The 19862-nt window shown below is 72.6% G+C and carries 18 protein-coding genes; 14 read left to right on the plus strand and 4 right to left on the minus strand.

From position 1 onward, the window contains the following. Positions 1-61: 61 nt before the first annotated feature. Positions 62-733 carry a lysophospholipid acyltransferase family protein gene (locus EES42_RS15335; RefSeq protein WP_124718788.1) on the minus strand — a complete coding sequence of 224 codons (672 nt, stop codon included), beginning with the start codon at positions 731-733 and terminating at the stop codon, positions 62-64. Positions 734-967: 234 nt separating this feature from the next. Here EES42_RS15335 and EES42_RS15340 point away from each other — a divergent pair, with 234 nt between their 5' ends. The 3 genes from EES42_RS15340 to EES42_RS15350 all read left to right on the plus strand — a co-directional run bounded on the left by EES42_RS15340 (position 968) and on the right by EES42_RS15350 (position 3347). After that, positions 968-2146 (plus strand): glycerophosphodiester phosphodiesterase, encoded by a 1179-nt coding sequence (locus tag EES42_RS15340; protein WP_124718789.1) that lies wholly within the window; start codon positions 968-970, stop codon positions 2144-2146. 94 nt (positions 2147-2240) lie between these two features. Continuing rightward, positions 2241-2807, plus strand: coding sequence for a sigma-70 family RNA polymerase sigma factor (locus tag EES42_RS15345; RefSeq protein WP_124718790.1), 567 nt, complete (start codon positions 2241-2243; stop codon positions 2805-2807). Between the two features lie 36 nt (positions 2808-2843). Further along, positions 2844-3347 (plus strand): GNAT family N-acetyltransferase, encoded by a 504-nt coding sequence (locus tag EES42_RS15350; protein ID WP_124718791.1) that lies wholly within the window; start codon positions 2844-2846, stop codon positions 3345-3347. Positions 3348-3372: 25 nt separating this feature from the next. Here EES42_RS15350 and EES42_RS15355 read toward each other — a convergent pair whose 3' ends face one another. Next, entirely contained in the window at positions 3373-3810 is a 438-nt protein-coding gene (locus EES42_RS15355; RefSeq protein ID WP_124718792.1) for a hypothetical protein, read from the minus strand. Between the two features lie 2 nt (positions 3811-3812). Beyond that, on the minus strand, positions 3813-4172 hold the full coding sequence (locus EES42_RS15360) for a hypothetical protein (RefSeq protein WP_124718793.1): 360 nt from the start codon (positions 4170-4172) through the stop codon (positions 3813-3815). A 621-nt stretch (positions 4173-4793) separates the two neighbouring features. On the opposite strand from EES42_RS15360, the gene EES42_RS15365 reads away from it, so the two are divergent. From EES42_RS15365 to EES42_RS15400, 8 genes are all read left to right on the plus strand, one after another. Continuing rightward, positions 4794-5855 carry a methionine ABC transporter ATP-binding protein gene (locus tag EES42_RS15365; protein ID WP_124718794.1) on the plus strand — a complete coding sequence of 354 codons (1062 nt, stop codon included), beginning with the start codon at positions 4794-4796 and terminating at the stop codon, positions 5853-5855. After that, positions 5852-6523: a methionine ABC transporter permease gene (locus EES42_RS15370; RefSeq protein ID WP_124718795.1), complete on the plus strand. Its 672-nt coding sequence runs from the start codon at positions 5852-5854 to the stop codon at positions 6521-6523. Before EES42_RS15365 ends, EES42_RS15370 begins: the two co-directional genes overlap by 4 nt. A 75-nt stretch (positions 6524-6598) precedes the next feature. After that, positions 6599-7465 (plus strand): MetQ/NlpA family ABC transporter substrate-binding protein, encoded by an 867-nt coding sequence (locus EES42_RS15375; RefSeq protein ID WP_124718796.1) that lies wholly within the window; start codon positions 6599-6601, stop codon positions 7463-7465. Between the two features lie 139 nt (positions 7466-7604). Beyond that, the gene (locus tag EES42_RS15380) at positions 7605-8252 is read left to right on the plus strand and encodes a GNAT family N-acetyltransferase (protein ID WP_124719375.1); all 648 of its coding nucleotides are present in this window, start codon (positions 7605-7607) and stop codon (positions 8250-8252) included. A gap of 107 nt (positions 8253-8359) precedes the next feature. Continuing rightward, complete coding sequence (gene cbiE / locus EES42_RS15385; RefSeq protein ID WP_124718797.1) at positions 8360-9598, plus strand: precorrin-6y C5,15-methyltransferase (decarboxylating) subunit CbiE; 1239 nt, start codon at positions 8360-8362, stop codon at positions 9596-9598. Positions 9599-9931: 333 nt separating this feature from the next. Continuing rightward, positions 9932-13381, plus strand: a complete 3450-nt coding sequence (gene cobT / locus EES42_RS15390; RefSeq protein ID WP_124718798.1) for a nicotinate-nucleotide--dimethylbenzimidazole phosphoribosyltransferase — start codon at positions 9932-9934, stop codon at positions 13379-13381. A 209-nt stretch (positions 13382-13590) separates the two neighbouring features. Beyond that, entirely contained in the window at positions 13591-14847 is a 1257-nt protein-coding gene (gene cobA / locus EES42_RS15395; RefSeq protein WP_124718799.1) for a uroporphyrinogen-III C-methyltransferase, read from the plus strand. A 100-nt stretch (positions 14848-14947) separates the two neighbouring features. Continuing rightward, positions 14948-15766, plus strand: coding sequence for a TrmH family RNA methyltransferase (locus EES42_RS15400; protein ID WP_124718800.1), 819 nt, complete (start codon positions 14948-14950; stop codon positions 15764-15766). Positions 15767-15805: 39 nt separating this feature from the next. Here the strand turns inward: EES42_RS15400 and EES42_RS15405 are convergent, their stop codons facing one another. Further along, entirely contained in the window at positions 15806-17149 is a 1344-nt protein-coding gene (locus tag EES42_RS15405) for a serine/threonine-protein kinase (protein ID WP_241196398.1), read from the minus strand. Positions 17150-17764: 615 nt separating this feature from the next. Between EES42_RS15405 and EES42_RS15410 the strand changes: the two genes are divergently transcribed. The 3 genes from EES42_RS15410 (at position 17765) to EES42_RS15420 (ending at position 19692) form a co-directional block, all read left to right on the plus strand. After that, complete coding sequence (locus tag EES42_RS15410) at positions 17765-17971, plus strand: hypothetical protein (RefSeq protein ID WP_124718801.1); 207 nt, start codon at positions 17765-17767, stop codon at positions 17969-17971. 399 nt (positions 17972-18370) lie between these two features. Further along, entirely contained in the window at positions 18371-19342 is a 972-nt protein-coding gene (locus tag EES42_RS15415) for a phosphotransferase (RefSeq protein ID WP_124718802.1), read from the plus strand. Positions 19343-19410: 68 nt separating this feature from the next. Next, positions 19411-19692, plus strand: a complete 282-nt coding sequence (locus EES42_RS15420) for a TFIIB-type zinc ribbon-containing protein (RefSeq protein WP_124718803.1) — start codon at positions 19411-19413, stop codon at positions 19690-19692. The last annotated feature ends 170 nt before the right edge of the window (positions 19693-19862 follow it).

Here is a 19862-nt window from a genome sequence, read left to right on the forward strand (position 1 = left end):
GATCGGGGGTACGGGCCCTTCCGCGTCGTCCTGGCGCGCCGCTCCGCGTGTCCGCGCCGGCTCAGGCGGCCTTGGCCTTCGTGGCGTACATGTCGACGTACTCCTGACCGGACAGCCGCATCACCTCGGCCATCACCGAGTCGGTGACCGCCCGCAGCACATAGCGGTCGCGGTCCATGCCCTCGTACCGGGAGAACTCCATCGGCTCACCGAAACGGACCGTCACCTTGCCGGGACGCGGCAGGCCGGCCCCGCCGGGCTGCAGCTTGTCCGTGCCGATCATCGCGAACGGCACCACCGGCGCGCCCGTCATCAGCGTCAGCCGGGCGATGCCCGTACGGCCCCGGTACAGACGGCCGTCGGGGGAGCGGGTGCCCTCGGGGTAGATGGCGAACGCCTTGCCCTCCTCCAGCACCCGACGGCCCGTCATCAGCGCCGCGACACCGCCGCGCCCACCGTCCCGGTCCACCGGGATCATGCCGCAGCCGGTGAAGAACCAGGCCATCGCCCGGCCCTTGAGCCCCTTGCCCGTCACGTACTCGTCCTTGCCGATGTAGAACACCGGCCGGTCGCAGCAGATGGGCATGATCATCGAGTCGATGAACGTCAGATGGTTGCCCGCGAGGATCACCGGACCGTCCCCGGGGATGTTCTCCACACCCTCGACCTGGGGCCGGAACATGAGGCGCAAGATCGGTCCGAGCACTGCCTTGATGAGTGCGTGTCGGGACAACGGTTCCTCCGGTGTAGTGGCCGGGCCGGCCGAGATGCGGGATCGTGACGGTCCATGCAGGTGAGGACGATACTCGCGGGTGCGCGCGGATCGCACATCGGGTTCACGGAGCGGATACGTGGCGTTGACGTGAGTTTGCGCCATGCTCGTCCAGGAGCTGCCTCCATGACGGTACTGCTGCCTACGCTCGGGCCTCGCCCGACAGGTGCCAGACATCACACGCGAGGAGCATTCATGACTGAGCGCGCGCAGGCCGGCCCCGGCCGCAGGACCATGCTGGGAGCCGGAGCCGCCGTACTGGGCACCGCCGCCCTCGGACTGGCGGGCGGCCCGGCCGACGCCGCGGGCGGCACCGCCGGGAAGGACTCCGGACGGCACGGCGGCCACGGCTTCCGCCTCGACCTGCCGGTGCCCACCGTCATCGGGCACCGCGGCACCAGCGGCTACCGGCCCGAGCACACCCTCGGCTCCTACCAGCTGGCCCTCGACATGGGCGCGCACATAGTCGAGCAGGACCTGGTGCCGACCCGGGACGGCCATCTCGTATGCCGTCACGAGAACGACATCACCGCCACCACCGATGTCGCCGACCACCCCGAGTTCGCGAGCCGCAGGACCACCAAGAAGGTCGACGGCGTCTCCCTCACCGGCTGGTTCACCGAGGACTTCACCCTCGCCGAGCTGAAGACGCTGCGGGCCAAGGAGCGCATCCCCGGCACCCGCCAGAAGAACACGCTCTACGACGGCCGCTGGGAGATCCCCACCTTCGAAGAGGTGCTCCGCTGGGCCGACCGTGAGGGCCGCAGGCGCCAGAAGCCCGTCTGGCTGTACGTCGAGACCAAGCACCCCACCTACTTCCGCGGCCTCGGACTCGGACTTGAGGAGCCGCTCGCCAAGCTGCTGCGCCGCTACGACCGGCACCGCAAGCAGTCGCCGCTCATCCTCCAGTCCTTCGAGCCCACCAGCATCCAGCGGCTGTCCCGGCTCGTGGCCACCCCGCGCGTCGTCCTGCTCTCCGGCGCGGGCGAGCGCCCCTGGGACTTCGTGACCTCCGGCGACCCGCGCACCGTCGCCGACCTGGTGAAGCCCGAGGGGCTGAAGTGGATGGCCTCCTTCGCCCAGGGCATCGGCCCCACCCTGGACCTGGTCATCCCCAAGGACTCCGCGGGGCGGCTCACCGCGCCGACCACCCTGGTGAAGGACGCGCACGCGCAGGGCCTGGTCCTGCACCCCTACACCATGCGCAACGAGAACACCTTCCTGCCCGCCGACTTCCGGCGCGGCACGGACCCCAACGCCTACGGTGACGCGTTCGGCGCGTTCCGGGCGTACTTCGCGACGGGCATCGACGGAATCTTCTCCGACAACCCGGACACCGCCCTGCTCGCCGCGGCGGACCACAACGCGAAGTGACAACCGCGTCAGCACCCGGCCGGGGAGTGCCCCGGTCGGGTGGTGCTCGCCGGGTACGGCAACCGGCCGCCGCCACGGGCGCGTCGGCCGGGGCATGACCCTTCTCGATCTTGCTCCCGCAGCACCCGCCCCCGCCCCCGTGACCTTCGTACGTGCCCTGTACCCGCTGGTGAGCGCCGAGGCCAGGGCCGAGGCGGCCGCCTCGGTGACGGGGGCGGCGGTCGAACCTGCCGACCTCGAACAGGCCGTCTGGCTGCGGCTGCTGGAGCGGCTCGCGGGTCAGGGGCCACCGGTGGACCCGGCCCGCTGGGTGCGGGACGCGGTACGGGCGGAGGCCCGCCGGGCCCGCCGCACCACCCGGCACGAACGCCCCTACCGCGACGAGACCGCCGCGGACCCGGCCGGCTGCCCCGAGCGGCTCGCCCTCGGCGCCGACGAACGGCGGGCGCTGCGCGCGGCGGTGGACCGGCTGCCCGGCAGGTGCGCCCGGCTGATGGCGGCGATGCTCGCCCCCGGCGATCCCACCTACCGGGAAATCGCAGGGAAGTTGGGTATGTCACAGGGGAGTTTGGGCCCGATCCGTTCCCGTTGCCTTGGATGTCTGCGCAGAATGCTCGCGGCGGAGGTTGCTGCTCCTGAACTGCGGGGAAAGGAGCGTTAGACAACCGGTGGATCAGGTGGGCGGAGGCATGCGCGGATGGGCATGAGCGTGATCATCTCGGCGGCGACGGCACAGGACGCCGAACAGATCTTGAAACTCCAGTACCTCTGCTTCCAGAGCGAGGCGGAGCTGTACGGGAACTACCGGATCGACCCGCTCGTCCAGACCCTCGACTCGTTGCACGCCGAGATCGCCACGAACCTGGTGTTCGTGGCGCGGCTGGGTGACGAGGTCGTCGGCTCGGTCCGGGGGGCCGTCGGTGAGGACGGCGCGGGGGAGATCGGCAGGCTCTGCGTCCACCCCCGGCTCCAGGGGCACGGTCTCGGTGCCCGGCTGCTGCGGGCGGCGGAGGCGGGACTCACCGACGAGCGGTCGGCCACCTTGTTCCGGCTGCACACCGGCCATCGCAGCGAGAGCAATCTGCGGCTCTACCGACGGGCGGGTTACGCCCCCGTGGGCAACGAGACCGGCCGGGACGGCGTCCTGATGATCCTGCTGGAGAAGGACGCCACGAAACCGGCGTACGTCGCCAGCGCGTAGGAGCCGCACGGCCGGCGCGCAGGAGCTACGCGGTCCTGGCCCGGCGCAGCCACATCATCCCGGTGACCGGCAGGATCACCGGGATGAACAGGTATCCCATGCCGAAGTCGGACCAGACGGTGGCGTCGGCGAACGCCGAGGGCTCCGCCATCGTCCAGGTCCCGACGACCAGCACGCCCAGCAGCTCCGCGGCGCAGCACACCAGCGCGGACCTGCGCGCCTTCTCGCCCCCGCGCACCAGCGAGTACGTGATGAACCCGTACACCAGCGCGGCGACGGCCGACAGCACATAGGCGAGCGGTGCCTTGCCGAAGTCCAGGATCATCTGGACGATCGAGCGGGAGGCGGCCGCGACGGTGAACACCCCGTAGAACCAGACCAGGACCCGGCCGGGGCCGGTGCCGAGGTCGAAGGGCTGCTTCTCGCCGGTGGCCGCCGCGGGGGTGCGATCGGTGTCGGTCACGGTCAGTTTCCCCAGATGTCGTAGAGCCGCACTTCGAGGACGGCCAGCACGACCGCCCCCGCCGCCACCGTCACCGAACCCCACCGGGTCCGCTCGGTCAGCGACAGGAAACCCGCCGCGGGCACCGCGAGGAAGGCCCCGATCAGGTACGCGATGAAGATCGTCATGCCCTGCTCGGGCCGTTCGCCCCGGGACAGCTGCACGATGCCCACCACCAGCTGGGCCAGCGCCAGCAGCGAGACCACGGCCATCCCGATGAAGTGCCAGTCCTTGGTCGGCTGGTCCCGGTACGCGGCGAATCCGCACCAGGCGGCGAGGGCGAGCGCGGTCACGGCGACCGCGACCGTCAGGGCGACAAGCATGGAGTGAGGGTATTACGGACCAAACGGCCCCCTGCGTGCGCCCCCTGCCGCCGCCCCCGGCGGGTCACGGACCGGGGCGGCGACCGGGGCGAGGTCCGTGGCCTTTGCCACAGCCCAGCACTGTTCCGGGCCGGTCGCGGACGCCGTCGCCGATGACCTCTCCACGCACTTTCCGTCGTATCGACGCAGGTCACAGACGGATGGCCGGGAATCGCGGAAACCGGCCGGGCCGTCTCACGACACCATCCACGACTGTCCGCTATTCGGACAGCGAGGCCGGGGGGAACGTTACGTCTGTTTTACTTGGCCCATGACCACGACGAGCAACCGCATCCTTGCGACCGAGGCGATCACGACGCCCGGTGCTCGTTGTATGTGTCGAATGCGCACCTTCTGAGGGCCCCAGCCCGCTCCTCGCGCCCCGAAGCGAGACCGAGCCCGAGCCGTCCGCATCCAGCGGAACGAGCCTGCCCCAGCACCGCTGCCCGGCGACCCGCCGCCCCGAGCCGTGCCGAGACCCCAGCTTGGAACGTCCGATCGAAACGTCCAAACAGTCTCATCAGACGAATGCCCCGTGCCCGGCGGACACCGCGCCGCGCACTCGACAGTGACGGAAACCCTGTGATCACCACTTCGGGCCTCACGAAGGTCTACCAGTCGCGCGGCCGTGAGGTCACCGCCCTGGACGGCGTCGACCTGCACGTCCGCGAGGGCGAGGTGTACGGCGTCATCGGACAGAGCGGCGCCGGCAAGTCCTCCCTGATCCGCTGCATCAACCTCCTGGAGCGCCCCACCTCCGGCACCGTGACCGTGGCAGGGCAGGACCTCACCGCACTCGCCGGACGCGGCCACCGGGCCGGCAAGGAACTGCGCGAGGCGCGCAGCCGCATCGGCATGGTCTTCCAGCACTTCAACCTGCTGGCCTCCCGCACCGTCCAGGCCAACATCGAACTCCCGCTGGAGATCCTCGGCGTCCCGGGCCGGGACCGCTCCCGCAAGGTTCTCGAACTCCTCGACCTGGTCGGCCTCGCCGACAAGGCCAAGGCCTACCCGGGCCAGCTCTCCGGAGGCCAGAAGCAGCGCGTCGGCATCGCCCGCGCCCTCGCCGGGGACCCCAAGGTGCTGCTCTCCGACGAGGCCACCTCGGCCCTCGACCCCGAGACCACCCGCTCCATCCTCCAGCTGCTGCGCGACCTCAACCAGCAGCTCGGCCTGACCGTCCTGCTCATCACGCACGAGATGGACGTCGTCAAGACGATCTGCGACTCCGCCGCACTGATGCAGAAGGGCCGCATCGTCGAGTCCGGCACCGTCGGCGAACTGCTCGCCACCCCCGGCTCCGAACTGGCCCACGAGCTGTTCCCCGTCGGCGGCGCGGCCTCGGGCCCCGACAGCACGGTCGTCGATGTCACCTTCCACGGCGACGCGGCCGGCCGGCCGGTGATCTCCCAGCTCTCCCGCACGTACAACATCGACATCTCGATCCTGGGCGCCGCGATGGACACCGTCGGCGGCAAGCAGATCGGCCGCATGCGCATCGAACTGCCCGGCCGCTTCGAGGAGAACGTCGTCCCGATCGGCTTCCTGCGCGAGCAGGGCCTCCAGGCGGAGGTCGTGGAGAACGACGTCACCGCCATCCCCGTACAGACCCCCGCCCCGCTCACCAAGGAGGTGGCGAAGTGACCTGGTCCGAAATGCAGCCGCTGCTCACCCAGGGGACCATCGACACCCTCTACATGGTGCTCTGGTCCACGGTCGTCACCGTGCTCGTGGGGCTGCCGCTCGGCATCCTGCTGGTCCTCACCGACAAGGGCGGACTGCTGCGGAACGCCCCGGTGAACAAGGTCATCGGCGTGATCGTGAACATCGGCCGCTCGCTGCCGTTCATCATCCTGCTGATCGCCCTGATCCCCTTCACCACCTGGGTCGTCGGCACCTTCATCGGCCCGTCCGCGATGATCGTGCCGCTCTCCGTCGGCGCCATCCCCTTCTTCGCCCGGCTCGTCGAGACCGCCGTCCGCGAGGTCGACCACGGTCTCGTCGAGGCCGTCCAGTCGATGGGCGGATCCATCCCGACGATCGTCCGCAAGGTGCTCCTGCCGCAGTCGCTGCCCTCGCTCGTCTCCGGCGTCACCACCACCGTCATCGTGCTCATCGGCTACTCCGCGATGGCCGGCGCGGTCGGCGGCGAGGGGCTCGGCTCCAAGGCCGTCACCTACGGATTCCAGCGCTTCGACAACCGGTTCATGCTCATCACCGTCGCGCTGCTGATCGTCATCGTGACCGTGATCCAGCTGATCGGCGACGGCGCCGTACGCCTGCTGGCCCGCCGCGGCCGCACCACCACCTGAGACTTCCACTCCGCTCACAAGCCCGAACTCCTTGTCCGGGCGCACCACCATCACCACCGGAAAGAGGCACTTTTCGTGCGTAAGAACATCAAGATCACCGCGGCTGCCGCCGCCACCGCCGCCCTCGCCTTCGGCCTCACCGCCTGCGGCACCTCGTCCGACCCGGGCGCCAAGAGCGAGACCGGCGCCAAGGCCGACACCTCCAAGGCGCTCGTCGTCGCCGCGTCCCCGACGCCGCACGCCGACATCCTGGGCTTCGTCCAGAAGAACCTGGCGCAGAAGGCCGGCCTCAAGCTGGAGGTCAAGGAGTTCACGGACTACGTCCTGCCGAACACCGCCACCGAGACCGGCCAGGTCGACGCCAACTTCTTCCAGCACCAGCCCTACCTGGACGACTTCAACAAGAAGAAGAACACCCACCTGGTCTCCGTGGGCACCGTCCACCTGGAGCCGCTCGGCCTCTACTCCAAGAAGGTCAAGGACCTCAAGGACATCAAGGCCGGCCAGACCGTCGCCGTCCCCAACGACACCACCAACGAGGGCCGCGCCCTCCAGCTGCTCGCCGAGAACGGCCTCATCACCCTCAAGGACGGCGTCGGCACCAGCGCCAAGCTGAGCGACATCACCGACAAGAAGGGCCTGGAGTTCAAGGAGCTGGAGGCCGCCACCGTGCCCCGCGCCCTGGACGACGTCGACGCCGCCGTCATCAACGGCAACTACGCGATCGAGGCCGACCTCAAGCCCGCCAAGGACTCCCTGGTGCTGGAGAAGGCCGACGGAAACCCCTACGCCAACATCATCGCCGTGAAGAAGGGCAACGAGAAGGACCCCCGCGTCCAGAAGCTCGTGAAGCTCCTGCATTCCGACGAGGTCAAGAAGTTCATCGAGGACACCTACCAGGGCTCCATCGTCCCGGCCTTCGGCACCGCCGCCAAGTCCTGACACCCGCACGGCATTTGTCCGACGAGCCCCGCGCACCCCACCGAGGTGCGCGGGGCTCTGCCGTGCGGACCCGCCCATGCGCACCACCGCCCCGATGCTGCATGCTGTGCCTTTAACGGTCTTCGGCATGGAGCTGCGCATGACTTCCACCTTTCCGGACATCTCCATCAGCACGGATCGGTTGGTGCTGCGCCCCTTCGACATGGCGGACGTCCCCGCGTACATCGAGATGATGAACGACGAACTCGTCGTCGCCTGGACCGAGGCCCCCTACCCCTACACCCAGGTCGACGCCGAACGCTGGGTCCGCAGGATCGCCCCCGCCCAGCGCACCGGCGGCGACGGCATCGTCCTCGCCGTCACCGAATTCCTCACCCAGCGCCTGGTCGGCTCGGTCCGGCTCCGCAACACCGACTGGCGCACCCGTGCCACCGAGGCCGCCTACATCACCGCCCCCTGGGCCCGCGGCGAGGGATACGCCACCGAGTCCGTGCTCGCACTGGCCCAGTGGCTCTTCCGCGACCAGGGCTTCGAACGCATCGAGCTGCGCACCGCCGCCGACAACACCGCCTCGCAACAGGTCGCCCAGAAGCTCGGCTGCATCAGCGAGGGAGTCCTGCGCAACGCCCGGATAGCGCGGACCCGGACCGAGAACGGCACAGACGGCGGCTGGACCGACATCAGGACCGACCTGATCGTCTGGGGCCTGCTCCCCGAAGACCTCGAAGGCGTCGCCGAGCAGCTCGCCGACGCCGGCGGCTACGGCGCCTACAACGACTGGAACTGACCCCGCGAAGGGGCCCCGACACCGCGTCGGCACGGACCGGGTACTCTCACCCTGCCCGACCCACACCACCATCCCCACCTGCGACGACTCCAGGAGACTGACGACAGATGGCCGATCGGGTCACCGTGATCGGCTGGGACGGCTCGCCACTGACCGCAGCGGCCACCGCCGCCCTCTCGGCCGCCACGCTCGTCGCCGGAGCCGCCCACCACCTCGCACTTCCCGAAGTCCCGGCGAACGCCGAACGCATCCGCCTGGGCTCCATCGACCTGGCCGCCCGCCGGATCGCCGGCCACCGGGGCAGCGCCGTGGTCCTCGCCGACGGGGATCCCGGCTTCTTCGGAGTCGTACGCAACCTCCGCGCACCCGAACACGGCCTGGAGGTCGAGGTGGTCCCGGCCGTGTCCTCGGTCGCCGCCGCCTTCGCCCGCGCGGGCATGCCGTGGGAGGACGCCCGGACGGTCGTCGCCCACCCCCGCACCCTGCGCCGCGCCGTGAACGTCTGCCGCGCCCACCACAAGGTCGCCGTCCTCACCTCGCCCGGCGCCGGACCCGCCGAACTCGCCCTGCTCCTCGAAGGCGTCCACCGCACCTTCGTCATCTGCGAGGAGCTCGGCACCAGCCGCGAACAGGTCACCGTCGTCACCTCCGAGAAGGCCGCCGACCACGTCTGGCGCGACCCCAACGTGGTCATCGTCATCGGCGGCGGACCCGAACCGCGGGCCGCCGGCGCCTGGATCGCGGGCGGCCTCCCCACCCACCCCCACGACGTACGCGGCTGGGCACTGCCCACCGAGGCGTACGCGGGCGCGGACACCGGGGCCGCGACGGAGAGCGGCGAGGGCGAGTCCCCGGGGCTGCGCGCCGCCCAGCTGGCCCGCCTCGGCCCCCGGACCGGCGACCTCCTGTGGGACATCGGCTCCGGCAGCGGTGCCCTGGCCGTGGAGGCGGCCCGCTTCGGCGCGGCGGTCCTGGCGGTCGACAGCGACCCGGCCGCCTGCGCCCGGACCGCAGCGGCGGCACGGGCGTTCGGCGTGCAGCTCCAGGTCGTCGAGGGCCGGGCCCCCCATGTGCTGGAACGGCTGCCGGAACCCGATGTCGTACGGATCGGGGGCGGCGGGGTGCCCGTCGTCACCGCCGTCACCGAACGGCGGCCGGAGCGCATCGTGACCCATGCCTCGACCCGGGACGAGGCCGAGGCGCTCGGCGCAGCCCTGAGCGGAAACGGATACACGGTCCGCTGCTCGCTCCTCCAGTCCGTCGAACTCGACACGGCAGCCTGGTCGGAGCGCGAACGCTCGGTCGTGTTTCTCCTGTCGGCGCTGCGTTCCGACCTCGCCCCGTGACCCGGTCGGCGTACAGCGGGAGGTAGGCTGGCCGATCGTTGTACCGCGCCCGGACGTTCGTCGCTTCGTTCGTCAATGTCCGGAAAAGAGGACCGTTTTGGCCCCCGTTGTGGTACGGCAGAACCGGGGGACGCGCGACGTGGCGCAGTCCACAGCGGGCCGTGGCGAAATGAGCTGCCGCGGCGGCGAACGACCGCGAGAATGCAGTATGTCCGCGACCGATTCGTGCCGCGCGGCGAGCCCGCTCGTTCTTGTTGACGAGCGCCGGCGTGCCGTGTTCGGGCGTCCCGGGCGAAGGGCCGAAGGAGCACTGACGATGGGCGAGGGGTACGCATGAGTGACACCGGCCAGATCCCGGTCGAGGGACTGCCGGAGAACGCAGGCACGGTGGAGCAGCCGGGCGTCGCCGCCCCGGACGCCTACACCTACCTCGCTCCCTCCGAGCATGTCTCCGAGGACGACGACCTCCTCCTGATGCCGAGCCCGCAAGGAGCCTGGAGCGACCCGCAGGCCGTACCGGCCCCGGGCCAGTACCCCGAGGGCGTCGCCGCCCAGGCCCCGCCGCCCGGACAGGGTGCCCATCAGGCCCAGCCCGTGGCACAGCCCTATGCCCAGCCGGCCGGCGAGACCCCCGCGCAGCCCCAGGGCCCCGTCCAGGTCCAGGTGCAGGAGCCCGTCCAGGCCCGGGCCGCGGAGGCGTACGCCGCTCAGCAGGCGGTGGCGGAGCAGCTGCCCGGGACCGGCCAGGGAACCCACGAGTCCGGTGGCCGCGACTCCGGTTCGGTCGACCTGACGGGCGTACGCATCCCGGCCCCCGCTCCGGCCGCCCAGACTCAGCCCCAGCCCCAGCCCCAGTCTCAGCCCCAGACCCCGGCGCGCCGGCCGCTGCACCGCGGCCCGGTCGTGCCCGACGGCACGCCGTCCTACGGCGGTGCGCCGACCGGCGGAGTCGTGCGTTCGCTCGCCGACCGCGGACCCGCGGGCGCGCCCCAGGCGCAGGCCCGCACCCAGGCTCCCGCGCGCCACGCCGGGCCGCCGACCACCGGCCCGGAGTACTTCGAGCTGCCGGCTGACGACGCGTCGGCGCTGCCGGGCCCGCAGCTCGGCGAGATCCTGCCGCAGGGCGGTAGCCCGTGGGGGGCCCAGGCCCCGCAGCCGGAGGCCGCCCCCGTGGCAGCAGAATCGGTCGTTCCGGAGCAGGCCGCCCCGGAGCAGGCCGTTTCGGAACCGATCGTTTCGGAGCCCGTCGCCCCGGAGCCGGTCGCCGAGTCGGCGCCGATGCCGGTGCCCGAGGCACAGCCGGTCCAGCCCGCTCCGGTCGCGGCACCGGAGGCCGTGGCCGCTCCCGCGCCCGCCGCCGAACCGGTGCCGGCCGAGGCCGGGACGCCCGCAGAGATCCCGGCCGAGATCCCCGCCGAGGCGATCGCGCCGCAGGACGACGCGGAAGCCGTCCCCATGGGTCAGTTCGTACCCGTGGAGGGTTCGGTGCCGACGACTCCGCACCTGGCCCCGACCCCCGTGGGCGAGGAGAACGTCGCGGCGGAGCCCGTGGCCGAGCCCGTGCCCGAAGCCGAGGTCGCGGCAGAGCCCGAGCCCGAGCCCGAGCGCGTGCCGATCGCCATGGGACCTGTGGCGTCGGTGGAGCCCGTCGCGGCCGAGGCCGTCGTCGAGCCTTCCGAGCCGGTCGAGCCCGCCGCGATCGCCGAGGTCGCCGTGGCCCCCGAGGCCGAGGCTCCGGCGGTGTCCGAGCCGGAGCCCGAACAGGGCCCCGAGGTCATCGAGACCCCGGACATCACGCCCCTCGCGGAGGCGGGGGAGGCCGTGGAGGCCGTTCCCGCCGCGGCGCCCGGCCCGGTGGACGCCGCACAGCCCGAGGCGCGGCCCGAAGCCCTGCCCGCCGAGGCCCTGCCCACCGAAGTCCAGGCCCAGGAGCCCGCCGAGGCGGCACCGGCCCCTGAGCCGGAAGCCGCTGAAGCCGAGGCCCAGGAGGCGCCGGACGCGTCCGACGCCCCCGAGGCGTCCGAGCCCGAAGAGGCCGCGGCTCCCGCCGGCCCGCCGGCCCCCGGCTACGACGACGCCGAGCGCGAGGCGGTGCTTCGCGTCATGCGCGAACGCCGTGACATCCGTAACGGCTTCCGCAGCGACCCCATCCCGCACGAAGTTCTGCTCCGCGTCCTGGAAGCCGCGCACACGGCGCCCAGCGTCGGCCACTCGCAGCCCTGGGACTTCGTCGTCATCCGGTCGGCGGAGACCCGCCGCTCCATGCACGAACTGGCACAGCGTCAGCGCGATGCCTACGCCAAGTCGCTGCCCAAGGGCCGGGCCAAGCAGTTCAAGGAACTGAAGATCGAGGCCATCCTCGACACCCCGGTGAACATCGTCGTCACCGCGGACCCCACCCGCGGCGGCCGCCACACCCTCGGCCGGCACACCCAGCCGCAGATGGCCCCGTACTCCTCCGCGCTCGCTGTCGAGAACCTGTGGCTCGCCGCCCGCGCCGAAGGCCTCGGCGTCGGCTGGGTCAGCTTCTTCGACGAGCGCGAGATGGTCCGGGCCCTCGGCCTGCCGGAGCACCTCGAAGTCGTGGCGTACCTGTGCGTCGGTTACGTCGACGAGTTCCCCGAGGAGCCCGAGCTGATGCAGGCGGGCTGGTCCAAGCGCCGCCCGCTGTCCTGGGTCGTCCACGAGGAGACCTACGGCCGCCGCGCCCTGCCCGGCGAGGAGCCGCACGACCTGCTGCAGGAGACCATCTCCAACATCCGCCCGCTGGACGCCAAGGCGCTCGGCGAGGCGTGGGAACGCCAGAAGCGGATGACCAAGCCCGCCGGCGCGCTCGGCATGCTGGAGATCATCTCGGCACAGCTGTCCGGGCTCTCCCGGATGTGCCCGCCGCCGATCCCGGAGCCCGCGGCCGTCGCGATCTTCGCGGGCGACCACGGGGTGCACGCCCAGGGCGTCACGGCCTGGCCGCAGGAGGTCACCGGCCAGATGGTCGCCAACTTCCTCGGCGGCGGCGCGGTCTGCAACGCGTTCGCTGCCCAGGTCGGCGCCGAGGTGTGCGTGGTCGACGTCGGCGTGGCCATGGAGCTGCCCGCCACGCCCGGCCTGCTGCCCCGCAAGGTGCGCGCCGGAACGGCCGACTTCACCACCGGCCCCGCGCTCACCCGCGAGGAGGTGCTCGCCGCGATCGAGGTCGGCATCGAGACCGCCCGCGATCTGGTCGCGGCAGGCAACAAGGGCCTGCTCACCGGCGAGATGGGCATCGCCAACACCACGGCGTCGGCCGCGTTGATCTGCGTGTACACGGGCATGGACCCGGCCGAGGTGACCGGCCGCGGCACCGGCATCAACGACGAGATGCACGCCCGCAAGGTCGACGTCGTACGCCGTGCCCTCGAACTGCACCAGCCCGACCCGGCCGACCCGATCGGCGTGCTCGCCGCGGTCGGTGGCCTGGAGCACGCCGCGATGGCGGGCTTCCTGCTGGGCGGCGCCTCGCTCCGTACGCCCGTCATCCTGGACGGCGTCAGCGCGGGCGCCGCGGCCCTGGTCGCGCGGGCGATCGCCCCCGAGGCCCTCGCCGCCTGCATCGCGGGCCACCGCAGCGCCGAGCCCGGCCACGTCGCCGCCCTCAACAAGCTGGGCCTGCGCCCGCTGGTCGACCTCGACCTCCGCCTCGGCGAAGGCACCGGGGCGCTGCTGGCGCTGCCGATCGTGCAGAGCGCGGCGCGGGCGATGCACGAAGTGGCGACGTTCGACTCGGCGGGCGTCACCGAGAAGTAGTACCCGGCCACGGCCGACCCGGCCCGGCGCCATGAGCGCCGGGCCGCGTACGTGGTTTCCGGCAGGGGCCACCGTTTGAGGTGAGGCAGCCCCCGCCCGCGCCCCGACGCACCCCGTATCGTGGTCCCACGCCCACAGAACCGCACGTCACAGCCGCTCCACCGTCGCAGCGGCCCGCACCCCGCACCGCACGAGGAGTCCGCACCGCCATGGCCGAGCACGCCGATCACCCCGCGTACCCCGTCGGACTGCGCCTGAGCGGGCGCCGCGTCGTCGTCGTCGGCGGCGGCCAGGTCGCGCAGCGTCGCCTGCCCACGCTCATCGCGGCCGGCGCCGACATCACCCTCGTGTCGCCGTCCGCGACCCCGGCCGTCGAGGCGATGGCCGACGCCGGTGAGATCCGCTGGGAGCGCCGCCGGTACCAGGACGGAGACCTGGCCGACACCTGGTACGCGCTCATCGCCTCCGACGACGACGCCGCGAACGACGCCGCGTCCGCCGAGGCCGAGCGCACCCGCACCTGGTGCGTGCGCAGCGACAACGCCGATGTGGCGACCGCCTGGACCCCGGCGACCGGCCGCAGCGAGGGCGTGACCGTCGCCGTCCTGTCCACCGACGCCCAGGGCCGCGACCCGCGCCACTCCGCCGCCGTCCGCGACGCCATCGTCGAGGGACTGCGCGACGGCACGCTGGCCGCCCCGCACCACCGCACCCGGCCCGCCCCCGGGGTCTCCCTGGTCGGCGGCGGCCCCGGCGACCCCGACCTGATCACCGTGCGCGGCCGCCGCCTCCTCGCCGAGGCCGACGTCGTCATCGCCGACCGGCTCGGCCCGCGCGACCTGCTCGACGAACTGCCGCCGCACGTCCAGGTGATCGACGCCTCGAAGATCCCGTACGGCCGCTTCATGGCACAGGAGGCGATCAACCAGGCGCTCATCGAGCACGCCAGGGCCGGCAAGGCCGTCGTACGGCTCAAGGGCGGCGACCCGTTCGTCTTCGGCCGGGGCATGGAAGAGGCGCAGGCGCTCGCCGCCGAGGGCATCCCGTGCACAGTCGTCCCCGGCATCTCCAGCTCGATCTCCGTGCCCGGCGCGGCCGGAATCCCCGTCACCCACCGCGGGGTCGCCCATGAGTTCACCGTCGTCAGCGGCCATGTCGCCCCCGACGACGAGCGCTCGCTGGTCGACTGGGAGGCGATCGCCCGGCTGCGCGGCACCCTGGTGCTGCTGATGGCCGTCGACAAGATCGGCGCCATCGCCAAGGCCCTCGTCGCCCACGGCAAGTCCCCGGACACCCCGGTCGCCCTGGTCCAGGAGGGCACCACGGCTGCCCAGCGCCGCGTCGACGCGACGCTCGCGACCGTCGCCGAACGGGCCGCCGCCGAGGACGTACGTCCCCCCGCGGTCATCGTCATCGGCGACGTCGTCGCGGTCGGCACCGGCGCCGCACCCCGCCCCGCCGAGTAGCCGGCCCGGACACCGCCCGCACCCTCACCGAGTAACCAGCGGTAACGGATCTTCCTCCGAGCCGTTGGCACCACACACCGGACAAGGCAGTATCAAACCCGTGGCTGATCTCATGACCGTCGACGACCCCGACGACCCCCGACTGCGTGACTACACCGGACTGACCGACGTCGAACTCCGGCGCAGGCGAGAGCCCGCGGAGGGCCTCTTCATCGCCGAGGGCGAGAAGGTCATCAGGCGCGCCAGGCACGCCGGGTACGAGATGCGCTCGATGCTGCTCTCGGCGAAGTGGGTCGACCTCATGCGGGACGTCATCGACGAGGTTCCGGCCCCGGTGTACGCGGTCAGCCCCGAACTCGCCGAGCGGGTCACCGGCTACCACGTGCACCGTGGCGCACTCGCCTCGATGCAGCGCAAGCCGCTGCCGGCGGCCGGCGAACTGCTGACGACGGCCCGCCGGGTCGTCGTCATGGAAGCCGTCAACGACCACACCAACATCGGGGCGATCTTCCGCAGCGCCGCCGCCCTCGGCATGGACGCCGTGCTGCTCTCCCCGGACTGCGCCGACCCGCTCTACCGGCGCTCCGTCAAGGTCTCGATGGGCGCGGTCTTCTCCGTCCCCTATGCCCGTCTCGGCACCTGGCCCAAGGACCTGGAGACCGTACGGGAAGCGGGCTTCAGGCTCCTCGCGCTGACCCCGGACGAAAAGGCCGGCAGCATCGACGAGGCGGCACCGCACCGGATGGACAGGGTGGCGCTGATGCTGGGCGCCGAGGGCGACGGGCTGTCCACCCGGGCCCTGGTCGCCGCCGACGAATGGGTACGCATTCCGATGGCGCACGGCGTGGACTCGCTCAACGTGGGAGCGGCCGCCGCCGTCGCCTTCTACGCGGTGGCATCAGGCCGCCCGCAGAACTGACCGGGTAACTGCGGGGCGGTCACCCGCACACCCGACCGGCTATGGCGTGTCCAGCCGCCGGTCCTGGGGCGGCGTCTCGATCCGGGCGTGGCTCCGGTCCTGCTTCGGGCCCGGATCGGTCCCCAGCCCCCGGGACGGACCCTGGCAGCCCTGGGCCGCCGCGATACCGAGCGCCACCAGCAGCGTCACCACGACGAAGACGACGAGCCGCTGCCGCAGCAGCCGCGGATTGGCGGGACGCAGCCCCGCCGAAGTCGTACGGGCCCCGGGCCGCGTTCCCGGCCTGCCGTTCGCCCCGTTCGTACCCTGCGGGCGCCGCCCGGACCGGGTGGTGTTGCGCGGCGGCTGATGCTGCTGGGGGCGCGAACCACCGGTCCGGGGCGACCCGGACCGCGACGACGAGGACGGCCTGCTGCCCTGCGGTTGCTTCTGCTGACGGGGCGCGGGAGGAGCCGCCCGCCGGGTCTGCTGCTGCTCGGTGTACGGGCCGTCGAGACGGCCGGTCGGCCGGTCCAGCTCCTGCGCCGAACGCTGCACGGGCGGCCGGCTCTCGTGCAGCCCCTGCGCCTCCCGCGCCGCGATCTCCTTGAGCCGCATGGAGAGTTGGAGCGTGCTCGGCCGCTCCTCCGGGTCCTTCGCCAGACAGGCGCTCACCAGCGGCGCGAGGGCATCGTGCACATCGCGCAGCTGGGCCTCCTCGTGCACCACGCGATACAGCATCACCTCGGAACTGCCGTGCCCGAAGGGCGAGTCGGCCATGGCCGCGTAGGCGAGCGTGGCCCCGAGCGAGAACACATCGGTCGCGGGCGTCACGGCCGCACCGCGCACCTGCTCGGGCGCCAGGAACCCCGGCGATCCCACCGCCGTACCGACATGGGTGAGAGTGGAGGCCCCGGTCGCCCAGGCGATCCCGAAGTCGATGATCCGGGGGCCCTTGGGGGAGAGGAGGATGTTCGACGGCTTCAGGTCGCGGTGGACGACCCCGGCCTCGTGCACCGCCACCAGGCCCTCGGAGAGCGCGGCCCCGATCGAGGCCACCTCGGCCGCCGACAGCGGCCCCTCCTCGGCGACCTTGTCGTGCAGCGAGGGGCCCGGTACGTACTGCGTGGCGAACCACGGACGGTCCGCCTCCAGGTCCGCGGCCACCAGGCGCGCCGTGCAGCCGCCCCGGATCCGCCGTGCGGCGGACACCTCGCGCGCGAAACGGGAGCGGAATTCCTGATCCTCCGCCAGATCCGGGCGGATCACCTTCAGCGCCACCCGCTGGCCCCGCCGGTCCGAGCCCAGGTAGACGACACCCATGCCGCCCGCACCGAGCCGCCGGTGCAGCCTGAACGAGCCGACGACACGCGGGTCCTCGCGCCGGAGCCGCATCATCGCCATGTCTGCCCATCCCCGCTGCCTGGTCCGCCTGACGAGGCACAGCTTACGTACCCGGCGCCCGGGGTGCTCAGAGGCCGCGCCCTCACCGGCCGATCGATTGTCCGTGCGCGGCCCGCTCCCTGACGGGGCATGGAGCCCGGGCGTATGCCGTGCCGGACGGGGCCGGGCCCCAAGGCGGGTGAGGAGAGCGGTGGTTGGAGCGCCGCCGTACATCCGCCGTACGACGCCGACCTCGGCCGGGACGCCCGCCCGCGGCCTCCGTCGGCGCACCTGAGCGGGCCGCCGGGAAGCGGCGGAGGGAAGGGTGAGTGAAGTCACGGTGCCCGTCGCCGTGCGCGCCGGCGGACCGCGTCGCGCGACGGCTCCGGCGCCGCGCGAATCTCGCCGTCGATGCGGGTACCCCCTCCGGGATGTCCCCGGGGTCGGGCGCCCGGTCTCCACCCAGGGGAGTACGCCGACGGCCCGTGGCTCATCCTCCGGGAGGCCCGGCAATCGGTACGCGGGCATGACGCCCGCAGCACGCCGCGTCCCTAATGTTGAGGTCAAGCGGCGGGCGCAATACTCGTCCCCCGAGGTCACACGCCCGCCGCCCCACATCGAGTCAGGAGAGGAACCATGGCGGACACGGCACCGCGGACCATGATCCGCGCAGGACGCAGGGCCCAAGCCTCGTTCGGCAGCCGCCCGTCCTCCGGCACGCGCCACCCGCTGGTGGCGACGGCGATGGTTCTTCCTCTGGCGGCCCTGCTCGTGGTCGTCTTCGGCGGCTGGGACGCAGTGGTCACACAGGCGTCGTCCGTGGGCGTGATGCTGGGGCGCTGAGCGGCGCCCCGGGTCCGGAAGAGCGGTCCGGACCGGGACATCCGGCCAACAACCCCGTGGGGACGGGGGTGCGGCGGACGGCAGCGTTTGTCCGGTCAGCTGGGGAGCTGACCGGACATCGCGCTTTCCGGGGCCGTTCGCGGCCCGGCGGCGACCGTGCCGCGAGCGAATCCTTCTGGCGCCGCAGCGTTCATCGCCGCCCCGAGAATCCTCCCGGCGCATTGGCGCGCACCGCCGCCCCGCGAATCCTCCCCGCGCATCGGTGCGCACCGCCGCCCCGCGAATCCTTCCGGCAGTGGCGCTCACGGCCGTCCACGACCGGATCCGGCGCGCGTACGCTCATCGGCGGGCCCGGTGCGGACCGGGCCCGCCCGTACCAGTCCGCCACCGGGGGAGACCGTGACCACCGCAGTCGTACGCGCGCTGGGCGATCTCGCCCATCGGGCCGCCCACGAACACCCCGGGGGCCGGTGCGCCTGCCCGCCCCCGACGGTGCTCGCGGACCGTGCGGACGGCACGGTGGTCCGCAGTGGGGCCGTCGTCGCCAAGGCCCACGCCGCCGACACGGACACCCCCGGCCTGCTCACCCGCCTCGGCCTCGCGAACCACCCGCGTCTCACCGGCATCCTGCTCGCCCCGCTGCCACCCGGCCCCTGCGCACCGCCCGCCACCCTCCACGGCCGCCCGGTCACCCTCTGGCCCCACGGCCGGCCCGTCGACCCCGGCGATCCGGACACCGCCCCCTGGGAGGAGGCCGCCGTCCTGCTGGCCGGGCTGCACCGGACCCCGGCCCCGGCCTCCCTCGCGCTCCCGCCCATGCGGGGCCCCGCGAAGGCCGCTCTCGCCGTCGCCCGGATGCGCGCCGCCCGGCCCGGAGACCCCGACATCGCCCCCGTACTCGAAGCCTGGCGCCGACTGCCGGCCTGGGCCCGCGACGAGGCCGCCGCACCCCCGCACAGGTCGCGCTTCCTCTGCCATGGCGATCTGCACCTCGGCCAGCTCGTCCGCCATCCGGCCCCGCACGGCCCCTGGCTGCTCATCGACGTGGACGACGCGGGTCTCGGCGACCCCGCCTGGGACCTCGCCCGCCCCGCCGCCTGGTACGCGGCCGGGATCCTGCCCCCCGAGGTCTGGCTCCGCTTTCTGGACGCCTACCGGGCGGCGGGCGGCCCCGCCGTGTGCGCCGAGGGCGACCCCTGGCCGGACCTGGACGTGCCGGCCCGCGCGCTGACCGTGCAGGCCGCCGCGCTGGCATTCGCCAAGTCGGCAGTGGAGGAACGGACTCCGGATGAGGTGGAAGAGGCGATGATCGACGCCTGTGCCCGAATTGCATCTCTCCCGCCCGAGTTGGGCGCCGAACACTCGTCGTAGGCTGAACCGACCGTCGGCGGGCATGAATTCCGGCGACGGCGACCCGACGGCGAGGAGTGAGCCGAACCATGCAGTGTCCCAAGTGCCACGCACAGATGCACACGTACAACCGCAACGGCATACAGATCGAGCAGTGCAGCGGCTGCCGGGGAATCTTCCTCGACTACGGCGAGCTGGAGTCCCTCACCCGCATCGAGGCGCAGTGGACGCAGCAGGCCCCGCCCGCACCGCCGGCCCCGCAGGCGTACCCGTCCGCCCCGGCGCCCGCCTGGGGCGCCCCGCAGCACCACGGTGGCCACGGCGGTCACTACCGCCACAAGAGCTTCGGCCGCATGCTCTTCTCGTCCTGAACGGGACGCCACCTGAACGGGACACCACCGCTGAGTGCGTGACCACGGGCCCGGACGAGTTCCGTCCGGGCCCGCAGTGCGTCCGCACCCGAATCTCCGCGCCGGAAACGACGTACTCCGGAAACGACGAAGCCCCGGTCGTCGAGACGACCGGGGCTTCTGGTGGTGCG

Source organism: Streptomyces sp. ADI95-17 (assembly GCF_003846175.1).
Classification (GTDB): domain Bacteria; phylum Actinomycetota; class Actinomycetes; order Streptomycetales; family Streptomycetaceae; genus Streptomyces; species Streptomyces sanglieri.

Coding starts and splice junctions, on each gene's coding strand:
- EES42_RS15340 (WP_124718789.1), top strand. CDS start 968: ATGACTGAGCGCGCGCAGGCCGGCCCCGGCCGCAGGACCATGCTGGGA.
- EES42_RS15345 (WP_124718790.1), top strand. CDS start 2,241: ATGACCCTTCTCGATCTTGCTCCCGCAGCACCCGCCCCCGCCCCCGTG.
- EES42_RS15350 (WP_124718791.1), top strand. CDS start 2,844: ATGGGCATGAGCGTGATCATCTCGGCGGCGACGGCACAGGACGCCGAA.
- EES42_RS15360 (WP_124718793.1), bottom strand. CDS start 4,172: ATGCTTGTCGCCCTGACGGTCGCGGTCGCCGTGACCGCGCTCGCCCTC.
- EES42_RS15380 (WP_124719375.1), top strand. CDS start 7,605: ATGACTTCCACCTTTCCGGACATCTCCATCAGCACGGATCGGTTGGTG.
- cbiE (WP_124718797.1), top strand. CDS start 8,360: ATGGCCGATCGGGTCACCGTGATCGGCTGGGACGGCTCGCCACTGACC.
- cobT (WP_124718798.1), top strand. CDS start 9,932: ATGAGTGACACCGGCCAGATCCCGGTCGAGGGACTGCCGGAGAACGCA.
- cobA (WP_124718799.1), top strand. CDS start 13,591: ATGGCCGAGCACGCCGATCACCCCGCGTACCCCGTCGGACTGCGCCTG.
- EES42_RS15405 (WP_241196398.1), bottom strand. CDS start 17,149: ATGGCGATGATGCGGCTCCGGCGCGAGGACCCGCGTGTCGTCGGCTCG.
- EES42_RS15410 (WP_124718801.1), top strand. CDS start 17,765: ATGGCGGACACGGCACCGCGGACCATGATCCGCGCAGGACGCAGGGCC.
- EES42_RS15420 (WP_124718803.1), top strand. CDS start 19,411: ATGCAGTGTCCCAAGTGCCACGCACAGATGCACACGTACAACCGCAAC.